We start from the raw sequence: 17,012 nt of genomic DNA, 5'->3' as shown, positions 1-17,012 counted from the left end.
CGCAATGGCCAAAGCGGCCCTGGCGCAGCCCCCGTGGTGAAGGACGCTTTTACTTCGGCTTGCGGAACCTGAAGACGAACTGGTCGGTGTGGCCGCGCAGCGCGGGGTCGAAGACCTTGAGCGTGTGGTTGTCCGCCGTGTTGTGCAGGGCGTCGTCCTGGCCGTCGAACACGAAGCCCGCGGCCTCCACCTCCTTTTTCACCGTTTCGGGATCGATACGGTGCAAGGTGTCCGTGTCGCGCAGGCCCGAACCCGTCTCGCCGGCATGGTCCAGCACGATATAGACGCCGCCGGGCTTCAGCGCGCTGAAGATAGCCTTGTTGAAGGCCGCCACGTCCGCCGGGCCCAGGAAGGCGTCATGCAGGTCGTGGTAGTTCTGCGAGGTCCAGACCACATCGACCTTTTCCGGGATGGACGGGGCGTTCACCGCCTGGATCAGCGGAACGATGTTGCCATAGGCCTTGTCCTGGGCCAGGGCCTTCTGCCCATCCACCGCCTTTTGCGAGCGGGTGGCCAACTCACCGGGCAGCAGGCTGTAAACTCGCCCCTTGGGGCCTACCGCCTTGGCGAACAGGCGGGTGAAGTAGCCGGCGCCCGGCATGAAATCCACCACCTTGTCGCCCGGCTTCACCTCGGCGAAGGCCAGCATCTCGGCCGGCTTGCGGTCGGCGTCGCGGTCCTTGTCGGCCTGGGGCCGGTTGCTGTCGGCGACGGCGGCGGTGATCGCGGGTGACGGCGCGGTGGCGGCGCTGGCGGCAAGCGACAGGCTGGACGCGGCCAGCCCCAGGGCCAGCGCGATGACGGAGACGCGAGACATTGTTCCCTTCCCTCCCTGGATGTCAGCCTTTGGCCAAGGATGGGCCCCCGATCAGGTCCCTTGCGGCCGGCTGCCGCTAGAAAGTGCGGAGCCGGCGCCATAAATCAATCCCGCACCCTGGAAAAAACGACGGAATTGCAACCGCCGGGTCATCGCGCCGCAGGGCAAGCCGCCGCGGGCTGGACGTTCCTGGCAGCGCCGGCCACAGCCCCAGGGGCGTTTGTCACGGCGCGCCGCCGCCGGGAGGCGGCCAGCAAACCCAAGCCTGCCGCCATGAAGCCGGCCGACACCAGCGGCAGCATTCCCACCCCGACCAGGGGCTCGACCGCGCCGGCGGTGAAGGAGCCGGCGGCCATGCCGACATAAAGGGCCGACGAATTCAGGGCCAACACCAAGCCGCGCACATCCGGCGCCAGTTCCACCATGCGCCGCTGCTGCGACGGCATGAACAGGTCGTTGGCCAGCGCCCACAGCACCAGCAGGGCCAGGGCGGCCCACAGCCGGGCGGGGGCGCCGGCCATGGCCAGGAACATGGCGGTCAGGCCGCCCAGGCTGATGGCCACCAGCCGGTCGGCGGACCACAGGTCGGCCAGCCAGCGGGCGAGATAATTGCCGGCCAGCCCCGACAGGCCCAGCACCATGAGGGCCAGCGATGTCTGCGCCGTGTCGGCGCCGAAGCGGTCGCGCAGCAGCGGGTTGATCAGGGTGATGGTGGTGAACAGGCCCGCCATCTGGCAGACCATGAGGGCGACGCCCCCCGCCACGCCCGGCCGTCGCAGGACGGCCGCCAGTTGCCCCAGGCCCACCGCATGGCCCCGCCCCCGGTCCTTCACCCCCAGCGCCACGGCCAGCGCCACGCCCCAGGTCCATACACCCAGGCCGACGAACAGCGGGCGCCAGCCGATCTGTTCCCCCAGCCAGGCGGACAGCGGCAGGCCGACGACGGACGCCATGGTCATGCCGCTGAAGACGATGGCCAAGGCCCGGCCCTGGCGCTGGGCCGGCACCAGCGTGCTGCCCAGAGCCGACACCACCGGCCCGACGCAGGCGGCCCCCACGCCCGAGAGGATACGCAAGAGCAGCAGCAGGGGATAGCTGGCCACCCCGGCCGACAGCAGGGTGCTGGCGCCCAAGATGCCCAGGCCGGCCAGCAACAGGGTGCGGCGCGGCAGGTGCCCCGCCACCATTTGCACCACCGGGGCGGCGACGGCGAAGGTGGCGGCGAAGGCGGACACCATCAGCGCCACCGCGCTGGGGGACAAGGACAGCGAGGCGGCGATGGGGGGCAGCGCCCCCACCACCGCCAAGGTGCCGGTGCCCATGGTGAAATAGGCCAGCGCCAACAGGCGCAGAGGCCAGGCTGGCCACGGGGCGGCCGGTTCCGGATGGGGGGCGGGGTGGGACATGGGGCAGGCCTCCTCGGGATTGGCGATGCCCTGGTGAGATAGTTCCCGCTTGGCTATAATTGAAATCGATCATCAATATTGGACCCATAACCATGATCGATCTCAGGGGTGTGGACCTGAACCTGCTGGTCTCGCTGGACGCGCTGCTGGACCAGGCCAACGTCACCCGGGCGGCCGCGCGCCTGGGCATCAGCCAGCCAGCCCTGTCGGCGCAACTGGCCCGCCTGCGCGACCTGTTCCACGATCCCCTGTTCGTGCCCTCCGAAACTGGGCGGGGCATGGTGCCTACCCAGCGGGCGCTGGAACTGCAGGCCCCCTTGCGCGCCGCCTTGCAGGAGCTGGAGACGGTGGTGCGCCGACCGCCGGCCTTCGACCCCCTGACGGCCACGCGCGACTTCGCCATCGCCGCCAGTGACAACAGCACAGTGGCGGTGGGCCTGGGCCTGATGGAGCGTTTGCGCGCCGTGGCCGGCCCGGGCATCCGCCTGTCCTTCCGCGCGCCCAACGCGGAACGCATCCTGGGCCAGATGCAGCGGGGCGAGGTCGATTTGCTGATCGGCTCGCAGAACATGGTCCAGACCGGCATGACCGTGCGCCGCCTGGCGGGCGAACGCTATCTGGTGGCCCAGCGCAAGGGCCATCCGCGCGGCGCCGGGCCCCTGGACCTGGACGGCTATTGCGCGCAGGAGCACATCCTGGTGTCCACCAACGGCGGCGGCTTCGTCGGTTTCGTGGATGAGGATCTGGAGCGGCTGGGGCGGCAGCGGCGGGTGGCCCTGTCCATCCACCAGTTCATGCTGGCGGTGCCCATCCTGCTGGCCACGGATTATCTCTGCGTCCTGCCCAGCCGCCTGGCCCGCCGCTACGCCGAAAAGCTGGACCTGTTCGACCTGCCCCTGCCCAACCGGCGCAGCTATGACTTCATGGCCGCCTGGCATCCCCGCCACCAGGCCGATCCCGGCCATGTCTGGCTGCGCCAGCAGGTGGCGGCGGTGGCGGAGGGGATGGGCTGCTGAGGCCTGGCCGCCCCCTCAGCCGAAGGCCGGCGGCGGGAACAGGCCGGCGATGATGCGCACCGACTGTTCCGCCAGCGGGCGGTCGGGTTCGATGCTGTCGTCGTTGTAGCCGTAATAGTCGTCCGGCCCCACCGCCTGGAAGACGAAACCGTCGCGCCGGGGCACGAAGGAAACGCCATTGTAGAACAGGCCGTAGTGCACTTCCTCCTGCGGGATCATGCGCGCCAATTGGCCCCGCACGGGGATGATGGAGGTATCGCCCAACAGGGCGCGGGCGCCATAGCCGGTGCAGTTCACCAGCACCTTCTGGGCCACGCCGGCGAAATCCGCCGGGGTGTGGAACTCCCGCACCTCGATGCGGCCGCCATTGGCGTGGAACTCATCCAACAGCAGGCGGGCGTAGCTGGAGATGTTGAACACCATGTTGGTGTTGCGGCGGACGAAGCGCGCGCCGAAGGGGTGCAGGCCCGCCGGCACGTCGACGGCATGCGGCGTCAGGGTGGGCAGCAGCTCATGCTGCAAGCTGTCGGCGAATGGGGGCCGGCCGTCGGTCACCGGCTCGTGCCGCTCCCGGTTGGCCTGGTCCGAGACGTTGTAGTTGTCCACCCACTCGACGGGCGTGCCGGGCAGGCCCAGCAGGCTCTGGTAGGCCTGGAAGGAGGTCAGGCACATGCGCGCCCACAACGCCTTGAACTCCGGCGTGGCGTACTGTTCCAGGCAGATGCGCGAGTCCGGCGACCAGACGCCGGTGGCGAAGCTGGAGCGGGTGTCGGGCGGCAGGTCCTTGGCATAGATGGTGACCTTGGCGCCGGCGCGCTGCAGCTGCAGCGCCGTGGTCAGGCCGATGGCGCCGCAGCCGATGACGGCGATGTCGCGCTCGCCCAGGGCCATGGCCTTCTCCGTGGCGACCAGGCCGGTCCCCCACGACAGGGACCAGCCGCTACCGCCATGGCCGTAATGATGGACCACCAGCTTCTGGCCGATGCGCTCCACCTCCAGCCTGGGCCCCTGGGCGCGGAAGGGGCGCGTGCAGACGGTGATGCGGGTGATGCGGTCGGGCGTGGCCCGGATGGGCGTCAGCGCCAGGGGCGACCGTGCCGCCTCCGGCGCGCCGCCATGCCGCCCCCCCTCAACATTGACCGCGCAGCCGGCCAGCATCAGCGCGGCGCCCGCCCCCGCCAGCAGGTCGCGCCGGCCCACGCCCAGGCCGTTCATCCGCTCAACCGCCATGCCATCCCCCCGTGTTGATTGCGGGCCGCCCCCTTTAGGTGCCGCCGACCGGAAACGATAGGATAAAAGATTATCCTGATAAACCAGGAGTCTGGGCCACGTCGGCCGAAACCAAGGGACGGCTTGCGCCCCACCGGCCGCACGTTGCCAAGCATGGGTTGGTGGCGCCCTGAAACCATGCGGGATGCTGGGAGAGAATGGTGGGCCCGGCAGGATTCGAACCTGCAACCAGACCGTTATGAGCGGCCGGCTCTAACCGTTGAGCTACAGGCCCACGCGGGGCGCACTTTGCCGGGTGAGGCAGCGGCTTGCAACACCCTTCATAAATTTTTTACGACACCGCCCAAACCGTTGGAAACGCGCCGCTATCCTTTTGATTTGGCGTGTGTTGGCGGGTGAATGCCATGTTGCCGGCTCAGGACTGAGGTGCTACCTTTGCAGGGCTTGGAGTCGTATCGAAATCCTTTGTCCAGGCGGCAAATGGCCGCGCTGTCACTTTGGGTAGCGGTAACAGGCGCCCGGCGAACGCGGGCCCCGCATCAGGGCGACCCGCATGAGGTTCCGGCCAACGGGGCCCGCCAAAGCGGTTGAGTGTCGGGTCCGGGGGCCATTGCGCGCCTCGGCACCAGGGGGACGAACGCGAAGGGGGGCCAGCGGCAGCAATCCGACATACACGCCTGGTTCGGGCAAGCCTGGTTCGGGACGTCCCGCATGCGGACCACCCGATCGGCCTTGCCTGTCACCAGGCCCCGCGGGGGCCATTGACGGCACGGCGCATCCACCCGCCGAACCTCCGGCATCGGCGGCAGCGCCCGCACCGCCCCCGCCGCAGCCAATACCAGAACATCCATGGGAGGAAGTCACGATGGCGAACATCGCCAGCAGCAGTACCAAGGGGGCCTCGACCGGCATGACGAGGGAGGAGCGCAAGGTCATCTTCGCCTCGTCCCTCGGCACCGTGTTCGAGTGGTATGATTTCTATCTGTACGGTTCCTTGGCCGCCATCATCAGCGCCCGCTTCTTCTCGGGCCTGCCGACGCAGGGCGCCAAGGACGTGTTCACGCTGCTGGGCTTCGCGGCCGGCTTCTTCGTCCGCCCCTTCGGCGCCCTGGTCTTCGGCCGGCTGGGCGACCTGGTGGGCCGCAAGTACACCTTCCTCGTCACCATCGTCATCATGGGCCTGTCGACGGCCGTCATCGGTTTCCTGCCCAGCTATGACTCGGTGGGCGTCCTGTCGCCCATCCTGCTGATCTCCCTGCGCCTGCTGCAAGGCCTGGCGCTGGGCGGCGAGTACGGCGGTGCCGCCACGTACGTGGCGGAGCACGCGCCCCATGGCAAGCGCGGTTCCTATACCGCCTGGATCCAGATCACCGCCACCGGCGGCCTGTTCCTGTCGCTGCTGGTCATCCTGGCCTGCCGCACCAGCCTGGAGAAGGCGGACTTCGAAGCCTGGGGCTGGCGCATCCCCTTCCTGGTGTCGCTGCTGCTGCTGGCGGTGTCCCTCTGGATCCGCCTGCAGCTGGACGAATCGCCACTGTTCAAGAAGATGAAGGCGGAGGGCAAGACCTCGTCCTCCCCCATCCTGGAAAGCTTCGGCAACCTCTATAACCTGAAGTTCGTGCTGCTGGCCCTGTTCGGCGTCGTCGCCGGCCAGGCCGTCGTCTGGTATTGCGGCCAGTTCTATGCCCAGATCTTCCTGAAGAGCACGCTGAAGATCGACCCCAACACCGCCGACACCCTGGCGGCCGTCGCCCTGCTGTTCGCCACCCCCTTCTTCGTGGTGTTCGGCGCGCTGTCGGACCGCATCGGCCGCAAGAAGGTCATCCTGGCCGGCCTGGCCCTGGCCATCCTGACCTACTTCCCCATCTTCCGGGGCATCACCCACTTCGGCAATCCGGCCCTGGAGGCCGCCATGGCCGCCAGCCCGGCCACGGTGACCGCCGACCCGGCGGAGTGCACCTGGCAGCTGAACGTGGCCGGCACGTCCAAATTCACGTCCAGCTGCGACGTGGCCAAGGCGGCGCTGGTGGGCAAGAGCGTGCCCTACAGCTCGGTCGACGGCGGCGCCGGTTCCGTGGCGCAGATCAAGATCGGCGACACGGTCATCGACAGCTATGACGCCAAGGCGCCGGACGCCAAGGAGAAGAAGGCCGCCTTCGACAAGGCGGTGGCGGACGCGGTCAAGGCCGCCGGCTATCCGGCCAAGGCCGATGACGCCGCCATCAACAAGCCGGCGCTGACCTTCCTGCTGTGGGTCCTGGTCATCTACGTGACCCTGGTCTACGGCCCCATCGCCGCCATGTTGGTGGAGATGTTCCCGTCGCGCATCCGCTACACTTCCATGTCCCTGCCCTACCATATCGGCAACGGCTGGTTCGGCGGCTTCCTGCCCGCCATCTCGCTGGCCATCGTGGTCACCACCGGCCAGATGTACGCCGGCCTGTGGTACCCGATCATCGTGGCCGCCATCACCTTCGTGATCGGCCTGCTGTTCGTGCGGGAAACCAAGGACACGGAAATCAGCCACGACAAGTAAGGCGTCGCCGTCCGGCGACGTGGAAATCAAGGGCCCGGACATCCCGTCCGGGCCCTTTTTTCATGCGCCGCTCCGTGGCCGCCCAATCCACCAGCTTCGCGTTTCAAGCGCACCGGCCAGAATACGCACCGGCCAGAATAAAAAGCTAAAAATAGCACATATTGCGCTATAAATATATCAATGGTTGTGGTAACTTTATTGATATATCCATATCGCACAGGCGATCCCATCCGATATCTGGGAGGGCTGTATGATGCGCGGACCTTTCATGGTTCTTGGCGTGCTGCTGATGCTTGCCGCCTGTCAAGGCTCGCTGCCGGACCCAAAGAACTCAAGGGGAAGCGAAACCGAGCCCGCCCGCGCTTTGCATTGGCGCGCAGCGCCATCCTGCCGAGGTGATGAGGGATGCCCGGAGGACGGCAAGGACTTCATCAGCCTATCCCTATCGGGCGGGGGCATGAAGGCCACGATCTTCTCCGCCGAGTCCATGTTCTACCTGGATGCCGTGGGGTTGTTGCCCCATGTCGGCATGCTCTCCTCCGTTTCAGGGGGCAGCTTCGCGGCGGCCTACTACGCCCTGTCCGTCGACGGAACGGACGCACCGAACGTGCCACCGCGCCGTCAGCCGCCCTGGAAATATGAGCCAGCGATGGCGACGGTCAGCCAGGGCTTCGAGCCCATGGTGTGGAAAGGCCTAGGGAACGCCCTGCTGCCCGGCAGGCCCAATTCGGTTCCGGTGACCGAATTCGCCGATTTCATTGACAGGACATATTTTCAAGACGGCAAGAGTGGCGGCACAGGCTTCAACTTCGGCGACCTCAATCCCCGTAGACCCGTCCTCGTCCTGAACAGCACGCTGGTATCGAACTTCCGGTCTTTGACCGAATTGTCGGAAAATAAACATATGCTTCGGCGGCGGACCGCGGACGAACAACTGCACTTCGCCTTCACCCAATATTACTTCAGCCGCATCAAGTCCGATTTGACCACCTTCCCCTTGAGCTACGGGGTCGCCTCCTCCGCCGCCTTTCCCGCCCTCATCGGCTATGGCGTGCTGACCAATTATAGCTTCTGCGATCAGGCGGACCTTGCGGCGGCGGCGGACGGCCTGAACCCTCCAGCGCCGCCGGGCAGCGCAGAAGCCGAAAGACAGCGGGCCAGTTGCCTGAAAAAGCCCCAGACCTGGCTAACCCTGACCGATGGCGGCGCCAATGACAATCAAGGCCTGATCGAGGTCTTCGAAACATTGGCGGAACTGGCGGGCAGCGAACAGCGCTCGGACCTTTCCCAACATGTCCCGTGCCCGGCGCTGGAGCGCGGCATGGCCGTGAACACGGTCCGGCCCGACTGCTTCAGGGACAGCGATCGCGCCCTGGCGTTGGTCGTGAACACGAGCGTGACGGAGGCGACGGGCACGAATTCCAGCGCCGGCGTCCTGAAAAACCTGCCGCTCACCCTGGTGAATTTCCTCTACGGCTCGGTCCAACGGATCGGCCAAGCGACGGACGCCTATTCCGCCAGCGGATACAACCTACGCAATCGGCTCTACCGGGCTGACATCGACGAGGCGTCGGTGAACCTGCAACGCGCCGACGTCCTGATCACGCCGCTGGAGATCGGCCTTGTCACCCTGGACGATTACAGCACCGGCGGCACCATCCCCACGTTCATCGCCGACGCTGCCGTCTGCGATCTCAACGCCCTGCAGTTGACCGGCGCCCACCGGGGCCCGGCCTATGTCGCCCCCCGCCGCTGCCTGTGGACTGCCAGGGCAGACCGGCTGGCGCGGGGGCCGCCAATACGTTCGCCACGATACAGGCCCTGGCCTACGCCCAGGTGGCGAAGCCGGAAATCCGCCAGGCGCTGCAGCTGGGAAAAGTGCACCCCCAATGCCTGTTCGAGAAAGCCAAGATGGTGGATGGGGACATTCTGGCGCTTGCCAACATGGGGAAAGAAGACGCCCTGTGCTTGCGCCATGCCGCACGCTGGGCGACCGCCCTGCGCATGGAGGAGATTTGCCAGAACCTGGCCCTCGCCCCTCCCGAGAAAAGGATCCTGAATGGCGCCTTCCTCAACTGCCCTGGCGGTCACCTCGCCCTGATCCAGCGGGAGCGGGAAAACCAATCCCCGGCGCCGCTCATTTCCCAATTGCCGGAAGAATGCAACATGATGGGGGGAGATGAGGAGCAGCAGAAGGCCATTCTGCTGAACCTCAGCCTGCATCAAGCTTTCAAGGACAAGCTGAAAGCCTACCAGGATGGCAAAACCTCGGTGGCACGGCGTCTAGCCGCCGTCTGCGCCCTGGATGATGGCTCTTCGGCCGTTGTCGTTTCCAACGCCACCCCTTAGAGCGGATTCAGTTATAGCCGGCTGTGGTTCCGATTAAACGCAGCCGGCTATAGCTCCCATCGGCAGGAAGGGCCTCAACGTCATCGCAGACGGGGATACACCGCATGGAAAGAACGACGACGATCAGGTTGCTTCTCGGGTTGGCGCTCCTGGCCTGCGGGGCACTTCCCCACTCCAGCATGGCGGCCCCACCTCCGGCCCTGGACGATACCTTCCCGGCGGACTACACCGCCTCCCGCGCCGCCTTCCGCCAGGATTGCGCCGTCCTGCTGCGGAGGGCGGACGACTTTTGCCGCAGCTATGCCGTCCGTGACGACAAGGACAACGATCTCACGATCGACTATGCCTTCTACGGCCACGGCGGCGATCGCCTTCTGGTTGTCCAGTCGGGTATCCATGGGGTCGAGGGCCCGGCGGGAGCCGCCGTCCAGCGCATGGTGATGCGCAAATATCTGGCGCGCTTTCTGGAAAGGGGGGTGGACGTCCTGTTCATCCACGCCCTTGACCCCTACGGCTTCAAGAACAACCGGCGCACCGACGGCTTCAACGTCAACCTGAACCGCAATTTCGATGCCGACGGCAGGCTGTTCCAAACGAAGAACTCCAGCTATGAGCAGCTGCGACCGGTGCTGGAACCCGACGCGCCCGTCGGCGACGCCCTGCTGGGTTCCTTGAAAGGCGATGTTGGCCTGCTGAGCCGGTACGTCACCGCCGGCTTCAATAAGCGCGACATCCTGATAGGCCTGGACATGGGACAATACAGCCATCCAGCCGGCCTGAACTATGGCGGCGGCGGCCCCGCCCAACAAACGGAATTCCTGAAAAGCATCCTGTCGCCGCTGGTGGCCAGTCCCGCTTACGGCAAGGTTCTGTTCCTCGACCTGCACACCGGGCTGGGCGACGCCGGCGTGCTGGCCATCATCAAGGGCAAGAAGCCGGCCGAGCCCTTGATGACGACCTTCGCCACCTTGCTGGCCGGCCATGAAAAGGACGGCATCGTCATCCACACCAGCGACGATTTCCCCACCAGCGGCGACGTCATCGACTACGTCCCCACCCTGGGATCGGATCGCGGCAACATCCTGGCCCTGACCCTGGAATACGGCACCTTGGGAACAGGCATCACCGCCCAATTGGGCAGCGCGACCCGCATGATCCTGGAGAACCAGGCCCACTTCCACGGCTGTAATTCCCAGGCGATCTGCACCACGGTCACGGACAACTTCCGCGATCTGTTCAATCCCGCCGATCCCGGCTGGCGTGGCAAGGTGCTGAGCGAGGCGGACACGGTCTTCCGGCTGCTCGCCGACTCCTTCTGATATCGCGCCGATCGCGGGGCCCCTCACGCCCGTTGGCGCAGATGGCGGGAGAAGCGCAGGGGTGAGGGCACCAGGCCGCCCCAGCTTTTCAGCGACGACAGCTTGGGCAGCGAGAAGGTCGCCAGGCCCTTGCCCACCGCCATGACGTTCTCGATCCGGCGGTCGAGGAAGGCCCAGGTGTCGGCATGGTCGGGCGAGCGGTCGCTCAGCCAGTACAGCACGGTGGCGGTCTGCACGGCGGCCAGCAGGGCCCGCTTGGTGTAATAGTTGAAGTCGGTCGACTGGTCGCCGGCGGCGTACCAGGCGGCATCCACCGTGCGGTACAGCAGGCGGGCGGCCAGGCCGGCATGGGTGGGCAGCGCCAGGAAGGAACTGGCGCGCTGCACCGCCTCCGTCCACGGCGCCAGCAGTTCCAGGCGCACGCGCACCGCCAGGGTGACCCGCGCCCGCACCTTCATCGTGGCCAGGTCCCGGCCCGCCAGCTGCGCCAGCATGGCGCGGTCGGCCCAGTCGCTGAACTGCGCCACCACGTCGGCCACGCCGCCGGGGAACAGGGCCGCCAGTTGGGCCTGCCCCATGCCCGCATCGGCCGCGCCCTGGCGCAACGCCGCGTCCGACCAGCCGTCGAAGGCCACGTGCGGCAGGACGGCCAGCATCAGCCGGTCGCGCAAAACCAGGCGCTCATCCACCAACCCATCATGGGGGTGGGACGGGGACGCGGCGAGGGTGTCAGGGGTGACCATGGGCTGTCCCTTGCAACGGACGGGCGGCCGGCGGCCGCGGGTTGGGCGCCAGTATAGGCGCGCACCGCCGCCCACCTCTACCCCCTCGAAGGGAAACAGTATCGGCTCAACCGGGCAGCTTGGGTACCGAATCGGTGCCGAAATACTTCATTTCCTCCGTGAAGCTGAGGAAGCGGAGGTCGTTCATGCGATCCAGGTACAGCACGCCGTCCAGGTGGTCGCACTCATGCTGAACCACGCGGGCGTGGAAACCCCGCGCCTCGCGTTCCACCACCGATCCATCCAGGGCCAGGCCGCGATAGCGGATGTGGTTGTAGCGGGGCACGGCGCCGCGCAGACCGGGGATGGACAGGCAGCCTTCCCAGCCGAACTGCATCTCCTCCGACAGGGGCTCCACCACCGGGTTGACCAGCACCTGGACGTCGACGGTCTCCCCGCCCGCCCGTTCCGGCGGGACGCGGAAAACGATGACGCGCCAGCCGACATGCACCTGGGGGGCCGCCAAGCCCACGCCCGAGGAATCGACCATGGTTTCAATCATGTCCTGGGCCAGCTGGCGGACCACCGCGGGTATCGGCTCCTCCACCGGCACGGCCGGACGGCGCAGCACCGGATGGCCCATGCGGGCGATCTTCAGGATGGCCAACGTTCCCCCTTCCCCGGATCTTCGATCAAGTGCCGCCAAGCCCCGCGCCAGCGCGCCCTCAAGCCGATATAGGTGGTACCCTGTTAGTTTCCACCGGTTAGGGCGCCCTGTCACCCTGCACCCCGCCGCCTGTCCTTTGGATAAAGCGATCACGGCCGGATCACGGCCCATCCCCGGGACGCCCATCCCCGGGACGCATGGGGGCCCCGCGCGGCCATGGCGGGATTCACTTCACAGGGCGGGGGGCCTGTGTTATACCACCGGCCTCCGATCGGGCTGCCTGCGCGACCGTGCGTCTTGGCTATTACCCGTTAACCTTTTACTCTGTTTGGAGTGGTGACGTCCCGTGCAAGTGCTGGTTCGTGACAACAACGTCGATCAGGCCCTCCGCGCTCTCAAGAAGAAGATGCAGCGCGAAGGCATTTTCCGCGAGATGAAGCTGCGTCGCAACTACGAGAAGCCCTCGGAGAAGCGCGCCCGTGAGAAGGCCGAGGCCATTCGCCGCGCCCGCAAGCTGCTGCGCAAGCGTCTGGAGCGCGAGGGCTACTAAGCCTTTCACGCGCTGTCAGACGCACGGACGGAGCCGCCCCTGAAGCTCAGTGGGCGGCTTTTGTCATGCCTGCTATTCGCGTGAAATGCCAAGGCATGCCATCGGTTATACCCGGCGCCTCGGTTCAGTCCGGGTCACGAACTCGGGCGGCTTATTGGCCACCCAGCGGATGAAGGCGTCGATGGCGGGGTGGGCGCGCAGGGCGTCCACCGTGGCGTAGGGCCCGGCCAATTCCCGCTCGGTCAATTCAGCATGGATTTTGCGGTGGCAGACGCGGTGCAGAGGCACCGTCACCCGGCCGCCCGCGCTGCGCGGCACCAGGTGATGCTGTTCCACCGACCGGCCCGGCACCAGGGGCCTGCCGCACAGGGCGCAGAGGCCCGGTGGCGCGCCAGGGGTCGCCCCTTCCGGCGGCCCACCGATTCTCATGGATTTCCGGCCCATGTCCCCTTCCCGGTCCTGATGCGTCAGGGCCGGGGGAGTATAGTCTCAATGGCGGCGGGCGCCGTCCTCACCGAACACCACCACGGGATAGCCGTTGTAGTTTTCCGGCGCGCCATGGTCCGGGGCCGTGACCCGCAGATAGATAAGGCCCTCGCCGATGCCCACGCCCACCACGGGGCGGCCGGCTTCCGTCAGTTCCTTGAACAGGGCGCGCCCGGCCGCGGCCAGCGCATGGGAATCGGTCATCACGAATTCTCTCGTCCACATGGGCGTCACCCGCGTCCTGTAAGGCCGTTGCTGTCTGATGACGGTTCAACGCCGGACGGGGGAACACCGGGCGCAGTTTAACGGCGTGATTTGGACCAAACCACCCCAATGTCCCGTATAGGCCTTTTTCGCCCCTGGCCTCGCGGCGCGTCCTCGCTCACCCTATCTCCTTCCGGGGCACCCAATTCGGCGGGCCCTTCCTGGCACCTCGCATGGCTGGCCCTTATGGTAACCGGTGGACAATTCCACTTTCGCCTGTACACCCCTATAACGGGGAGGGGCAATGGAGAGGGGGATGAACGGATGGCATTAATCACTTTTGCTGCGAAGCCTTGCACGTATCGTGACGGTTCCATGCGCATGCCCCTCCGCTTCTTCACAAAGATTACCGGATAGGTCATGGTGGCCCAGCGTCATCACCCTTCCGCGATAAAAACCTTCTCGCGGCCAAATTGAATCAAGCTGGCCCAAACCCAGCGTCATGGGGCCCAGCGATCATGGGGAGCGTAACCAATGAAAATCGGCGTACTTAAAGAACGTCGACCGGGGGAGCTGCGCGTCGCCGCCTCGCCCGAGACGGTACGGAAATTCGTCGGGCTCGGCTTCGACGTCACCATCGAGACGGGCGCCGGCGTCGGCGCCGCCATCACCGATGACGCGTTCACCGCCGCCGGCGCCACCATCGCGCCCGACGCCGCCAGCACCCTGGCCGACGCGGACGTGGTGCTGAAGGTGCAGCGGCCGGAACCGGAAGAGCTGGCGCTGATCAAGCGCGGCGCCAAGCTGGCCGCCATCCTCAGTCCCTACGGCGACGCGGACCGGGTGAAGAGCTACGCCGACGCCGGCGTCGACGCCTTCGCCATGGAGTTCATCCCCCGCATCACCCGCGCGCAGAGCATGGACGTGCTGTCCAGCCAGGCCAACCTGGCCGGATACCGCGCCGTGCTGGACGCGGCGTACGAGTTCGGCCGCGCCTTCCCCATGATGATGACGGCCGCCGGCACCGTGCCGCCGGCCCGCGCCTTCATCATGGGCGTGGGCGTCGCTGGCCTGCAGGCCATCGCCACCGCCCGCCGCCTGGGCGCCATCGTCTCGGCCACCGACGTGCGCCCGGCCACCAAGGAACAGGTGCAGTCGCTGGGCGCCACCTTCGTCGCGGTGGAGGATGAGGAGTTCCAGCAGGCGCAGACCGCCGGCGGCTACGCCAAGGAGATGAGCGCCGAGTACCGGGCCAAGCAGGCGGCCCTGGTGGCCGAGACCATCAAGAAGCAGGACATCGTCATCACCACGGCGCTGATCCCCGGCCGCAAGGCCCCGGTGCTGGTGACCGACGCCATGCTGCGCACCATGAAGACCGGCGCCGTGGTCGTGGACCTGGCGGTGGAACAGGGCGGCAATGTCGAGGGCAGCGAGCCCGGGAAGATCGTCGAGAAGTACGGCGTGAAGATCGTGGGCCACACCAACGTGCCCAGCCGCATCGCCGTGGACAGCAGCGCGCTCTACGCCAAGAACCTGCTGAACTTCCTCACCCCCCTGGTGGACAAGGAAACCAAGGCCCTGAAGATCGACTGGAACGACGACATCATCAAGGGCACGGCCCTGACGCGCGACGGCGCCGTCGTCCACCCGACCTTCGCCCCGGCCGCCGCGCCGCCGCCCCCACCGCCCGTGGCGGCCACGCCCGAGCCCACCCCGGCCGCCGAACCGGCCGCCGCGCCCGAGAAAGCGGAGTAAGCCCCCATGGACGCGCAAAACTACGCCAAGAACGCGGCCGACCTCGCCACCAACGCGCAGAAGCTGGCCGAGCAGGCCGCCAACGTCGCCAACCAGGCGACGCAGATCGCCACCGACCAAGCCCAGCAGGGCATGCCCTTCATCGTCACCGGCCTGACGGTCTTCGTCCTGGCGGTGTTCGTCGGCTACTACGTGGTCTGGCGGGTGACGCCGGCCCTGCACAGCCCGCTGATGAGCGTCACCAACGCGGTGTCGTCGGTCATCATCGTCGGCGCGCTGATCGCCACGGGCGCCCACCACTTCGGCTTCTCCATGGTGATGGGCTTTCTGGCCGTCATCCTGGCGTCGGTGAACATCTTCGGGGGCTTCATGGTCACCCAGCGCATGCTGGCCATGTACAAGAAAAAGGCCCCTGCCCAGGGCGCCAAGAAGTAAGGGGGCCGGACCATCATGCTGATCGCGACTTCGCTCGCCTATCTCGCGGCCGCCGTGTGCTTCATCATGGCGCTGCGCGGGCTGTCCAGCCCGGAAACGGCCCGCACCGGCAACGCCTACGGCATCGCCGGCATGGCCATCGCCATCATCACCAGCCTGTTCGTGCTGCCGCAGTTCTCCTTCCTGGCGGCGGTGCTGATCGTCGTCGGCATCGCCATCGGCGGTGCTGCGGGCGCGCACATCGCCCGCACCATCAAGATGACCTCGCTGCCCCAGTTGGTGGCGGCCTTCCACAGCCTGGTGGGCCTGGCCGCCGTGTTCATCGCGGCCGCCGCCTTCTACGCGCCGGAGGAATACCGCATCGGCACCGACGGCGATATCCATGTCGGCTCCCTCATCGAGATGAGCCTGGGCATCGCCATCGGCGCCATCACCTTCACCGGCTCCCTGGTCGCCTTCCTGAAGCTGGACGGCCGCATGAGCGGCAAGCCCCTGGTCTTCCCCATGCAGCACCCGCTGAACGCGGCGCTGGCGGTGGGCCTGGTGCTGCTGATCCTGCTGCTGTGCGCGACGCAGAGCGCCTTCTTCTTCTGGCTGATCATCCTGGTGTCGCTGGCCCTGGGCTTCCTGCTGATCCTGCCCATCGGCGGTGCCGACATGCCCGTGGTCGTGTCCATGCTGAACAGCTATTCCGGCTGGGCGGCCTGCGGCATCGGCTTCACCCTGCAGAACCCGCTGCTGATCATCACCGGCGCGCTGGTCGGCTCCTCTGGCGCCATCCTCAGCTACATCATGTGCAAGGGGATGAACCGGTCCATCTTCAACGTCATCCTGGGCGGCTTCGGCGGTGACGCCGCCGCCGGGGCGGCGGCGGGCCCGGCGGGCGACCGCAGCTTCAAGTCCGGCTCCGCCGACGACGCCGCCTTCATCATGAAGAACGCCTCCAGCGTGATCGTCGTGCCCGGTTACGGCATGGCGGTGGCCCAGGCCCAGCACGCCGTGCGCGAAATGGCGGACATCCTGAAGAAGGAAGGCGTGGACGTGAAGTACGCCATCCACCCGGTGGCGGGCCGCATGCCCGGGCACATGAACGTGCTGCTGGCCGAGGCCAACGTGCCCTATGACGAGGTGTTCGAGCTGGAGGAGATCAACCGCGACTTCGGCCAGGCGGATGTCGCCTACGTCATCGGCGCCAACGACGTCACCAACCCCGCCGCCAAGACCGACCCCAGCAGCCCCATCTACGGCATGCCCATCCTGGACGTGGAGAAGGCCAAGACCGTGCTGTTCATCAAGCGGTCCATGGGGGCGGGCTACGCCGGCGTGGAGAACGAACTGTTCTTCCGCCCCAACACCATGATGCTGTTCGGCGACGCCAAGAAGGTTACCGAGGAGATCGTGAAGGCCATGTCCGGAGGACACTGAGAAACGCCCACCGGCGGGCACCGAGCCCTTCCGGTCCGGCGCGAAAGATGAGGCCCGGCGGAGCGATCCGCCGGGCCTTTTCCTATGGGTAAGGA

At 66.9% G+C, this 17,012-nt stretch carries 16 protein-coding genes and 1 tRNA gene; 9 read left to right on the top strand and 8 right to left on the bottom strand.

Annotation, left to right across the window (positions count from 1 at the left end; translation table 11 throughout):
* Nucleotides 1-49 precede the first annotated feature (49 nt).
* A complete protein-coding gene (locus UAJ10_RS15685) occupies nt 50-817 on the bottom strand; it encodes a class I SAM-dependent methyltransferase (protein WP_322916190.1) in 768 nt (255 codons plus the stop codon).
* Between the two features lie 149 nt (nt 818-966).
* Nucleotides 967-2,223, bottom strand: a complete 1,257-nt coding sequence (locus UAJ10_RS15680; protein ID WP_322916189.1) for an MFS transporter — start codon at nt 2,221-2,223, stop codon at nt 967-969.
* A 92-nt stretch (nt 2,224-2,315) separates the two neighbouring features.
* Here UAJ10_RS15680 and UAJ10_RS15675 point away from each other — a divergent pair, with 92 nt between their 5' ends.
* Entirely contained in the window at nt 2,316-3,239 is a 924-nt protein-coding gene (locus tag UAJ10_RS15675) for a LysR family transcriptional regulator (protein WP_322916188.1), read from the top strand.
* Between the two features lie 15 nt (nt 3,240-3,254).
* Here the strand turns inward: UAJ10_RS15675 and UAJ10_RS15670 are convergent, their stop codons facing one another.
* The gene (locus UAJ10_RS15670) at nt 3,255-4,469 is read right to left on the bottom strand and encodes an FAD-dependent oxidoreductase (RefSeq protein ID WP_322916187.1); all 1,215 of its coding nucleotides are present in this window, start codon (nt 4,467-4,469) and stop codon (nt 3,255-3,257) included.
* Between the two features lie 198 nt (nt 4,470-4,667).
* A tRNA-Ile gene (locus UAJ10_RS15665) sits at nt 4,668-4,743 on the bottom strand.
* Nucleotides 4,744-5,334: 591 nt separating this feature from the next.
* Here UAJ10_RS15665 and UAJ10_RS15660 point away from each other — a divergent pair.
* The 4 genes from UAJ10_RS15660 to UAJ10_RS15645 all read left to right on the top strand — a co-directional run bounded on the left by UAJ10_RS15660 (nt 5,335) and on the right by UAJ10_RS15645 (nt 10,673).
* Nucleotides 5,335-7,005: an MFS transporter gene (locus tag UAJ10_RS15660; RefSeq protein ID WP_322916186.1), complete on the top strand. Its 1,671-nt coding sequence runs from the start codon at nt 5,335-5,337 to the stop codon at nt 7,003-7,005.
* A 250-nt stretch (nt 7,006-7,255) separates the two neighbouring features.
* A complete protein-coding gene (locus tag UAJ10_RS15655; RefSeq protein WP_322916185.1) occupies nt 7,256-9,064 on the top strand; it encodes a patatin-like phospholipase domain-containing protein in 1,809 nt (602 codons plus the stop codon).
* Between the two features lie 107 nt (nt 9,065-9,171).
* Nucleotides 9,172-9,354 (top strand): hypothetical protein, encoded by a 183-nt coding sequence (locus UAJ10_RS15650; RefSeq protein ID WP_322916184.1) that lies wholly within the window; start codon nt 9,172-9,174, stop codon nt 9,352-9,354.
* Nucleotides 9,355-9,533: 179 nt separating this feature from the next.
* The gene (locus tag UAJ10_RS15645; RefSeq protein ID WP_322916183.1) at nt 9,534-10,673 is read left to right on the top strand and encodes a M14 family metallopeptidase; all 1,140 of its coding nucleotides are present in this window, start codon (nt 9,534-9,536) and stop codon (nt 10,671-10,673) included.
* Between the two features lie 23 nt (nt 10,674-10,696).
* On the opposite strand, the gene UAJ10_RS15640 is transcribed toward UAJ10_RS15645, so the two are convergent.
* Both UAJ10_RS15640 and def read right to left on the bottom strand, forming a co-directional pair.
* Nucleotides 10,697-11,416, bottom strand: coding sequence for a COQ9 family protein (locus UAJ10_RS15640; RefSeq protein ID WP_322916182.1), 720 nt, complete (start codon nt 11,414-11,416; stop codon nt 10,697-10,699).
* 106 nt (nt 11,417-11,522) lie between these two features.
* A complete protein-coding gene (gene def, locus UAJ10_RS15635; protein ID WP_322916181.1) occupies nt 11,523-12,062 on the bottom strand; it encodes a peptide deformylase in 540 nt (179 codons plus the stop codon).
* Between the two features lie 346 nt (nt 12,063-12,408).
* Here def and rpsU point away from each other — a divergent pair, with 346 nt between their 5' ends.
* Nucleotides 12,409-12,612, top strand: a complete 204-nt coding sequence (gene rpsU, locus UAJ10_RS15630; RefSeq protein ID WP_012567245.1) for a 30S ribosomal protein S21 — start codon at nt 12,409-12,411, stop codon at nt 12,610-12,612.
* 105 nt (nt 12,613-12,717) lie between these two features.
* Here the strand turns inward: rpsU and UAJ10_RS15625 are convergent, their stop codons facing one another.
* Both UAJ10_RS15625 and UAJ10_RS15620 read right to left on the bottom strand, forming a co-directional pair.
* Nucleotides 12,718-13,041, bottom strand: coding sequence for an HNH endonuclease signature motif containing protein (locus tag UAJ10_RS15625; RefSeq protein ID WP_322916180.1), 324 nt, complete (start codon nt 13,039-13,041; stop codon nt 12,718-12,720).
* Nucleotides 13,042-13,101: 60 nt separating this feature from the next.
* Complete coding sequence (locus UAJ10_RS15620) at nt 13,102-13,302, bottom strand: hypothetical protein (RefSeq protein WP_244909245.1); 201 nt, start codon at nt 13,300-13,302, stop codon at nt 13,102-13,104.
* Nucleotides 13,303-13,836: 534 nt separating this feature from the next.
* Between UAJ10_RS15620 and UAJ10_RS15615 the strand changes: the two genes are divergently transcribed.
* The 3 genes from UAJ10_RS15615 to UAJ10_RS15605 are packed head-to-tail and all read left to right on the top strand — an operon-like array spanning nt 13,837 to nt 16,917.
* Nucleotides 13,837-15,057, top strand: coding sequence for a Re/Si-specific NAD(P)(+) transhydrogenase subunit alpha (locus tag UAJ10_RS15615; RefSeq protein ID WP_322916179.1), 1,221 nt, complete (start codon nt 13,837-13,839; stop codon nt 15,055-15,057).
* Nucleotides 15,058-15,063: 6 nt separating this feature from the next.
* Nucleotides 15,064-15,492: an NAD(P) transhydrogenase subunit alpha part 2 gene (locus tag UAJ10_RS15610; protein WP_040848625.1), complete on the top strand. Its 429-nt coding sequence runs from the start codon at nt 15,064-15,066 to the stop codon at nt 15,490-15,492.
* 15 nt (nt 15,493-15,507) lie between these two features.
* Nucleotides 15,508-16,917, top strand: coding sequence for an NAD(P)(+) transhydrogenase (Re/Si-specific) subunit beta (locus UAJ10_RS15605; RefSeq protein WP_322916178.1), 1,410 nt, complete (start codon nt 15,508-15,510; stop codon nt 16,915-16,917).
* Nucleotides 16,918-17,012 lie beyond the last annotated feature (95 nt).

The sequence above is a fragment of the Nitrospirillum guaranorum genome (genome assembly GCF_034653275.1).
Classification (GTDB): domain Bacteria; phylum Pseudomonadota; class Alphaproteobacteria; order Azospirillales; family Azospirillaceae; genus Nitrospirillum.
This window is presented reverse-complemented; position numbering and strand designations above follow the sequence as displayed.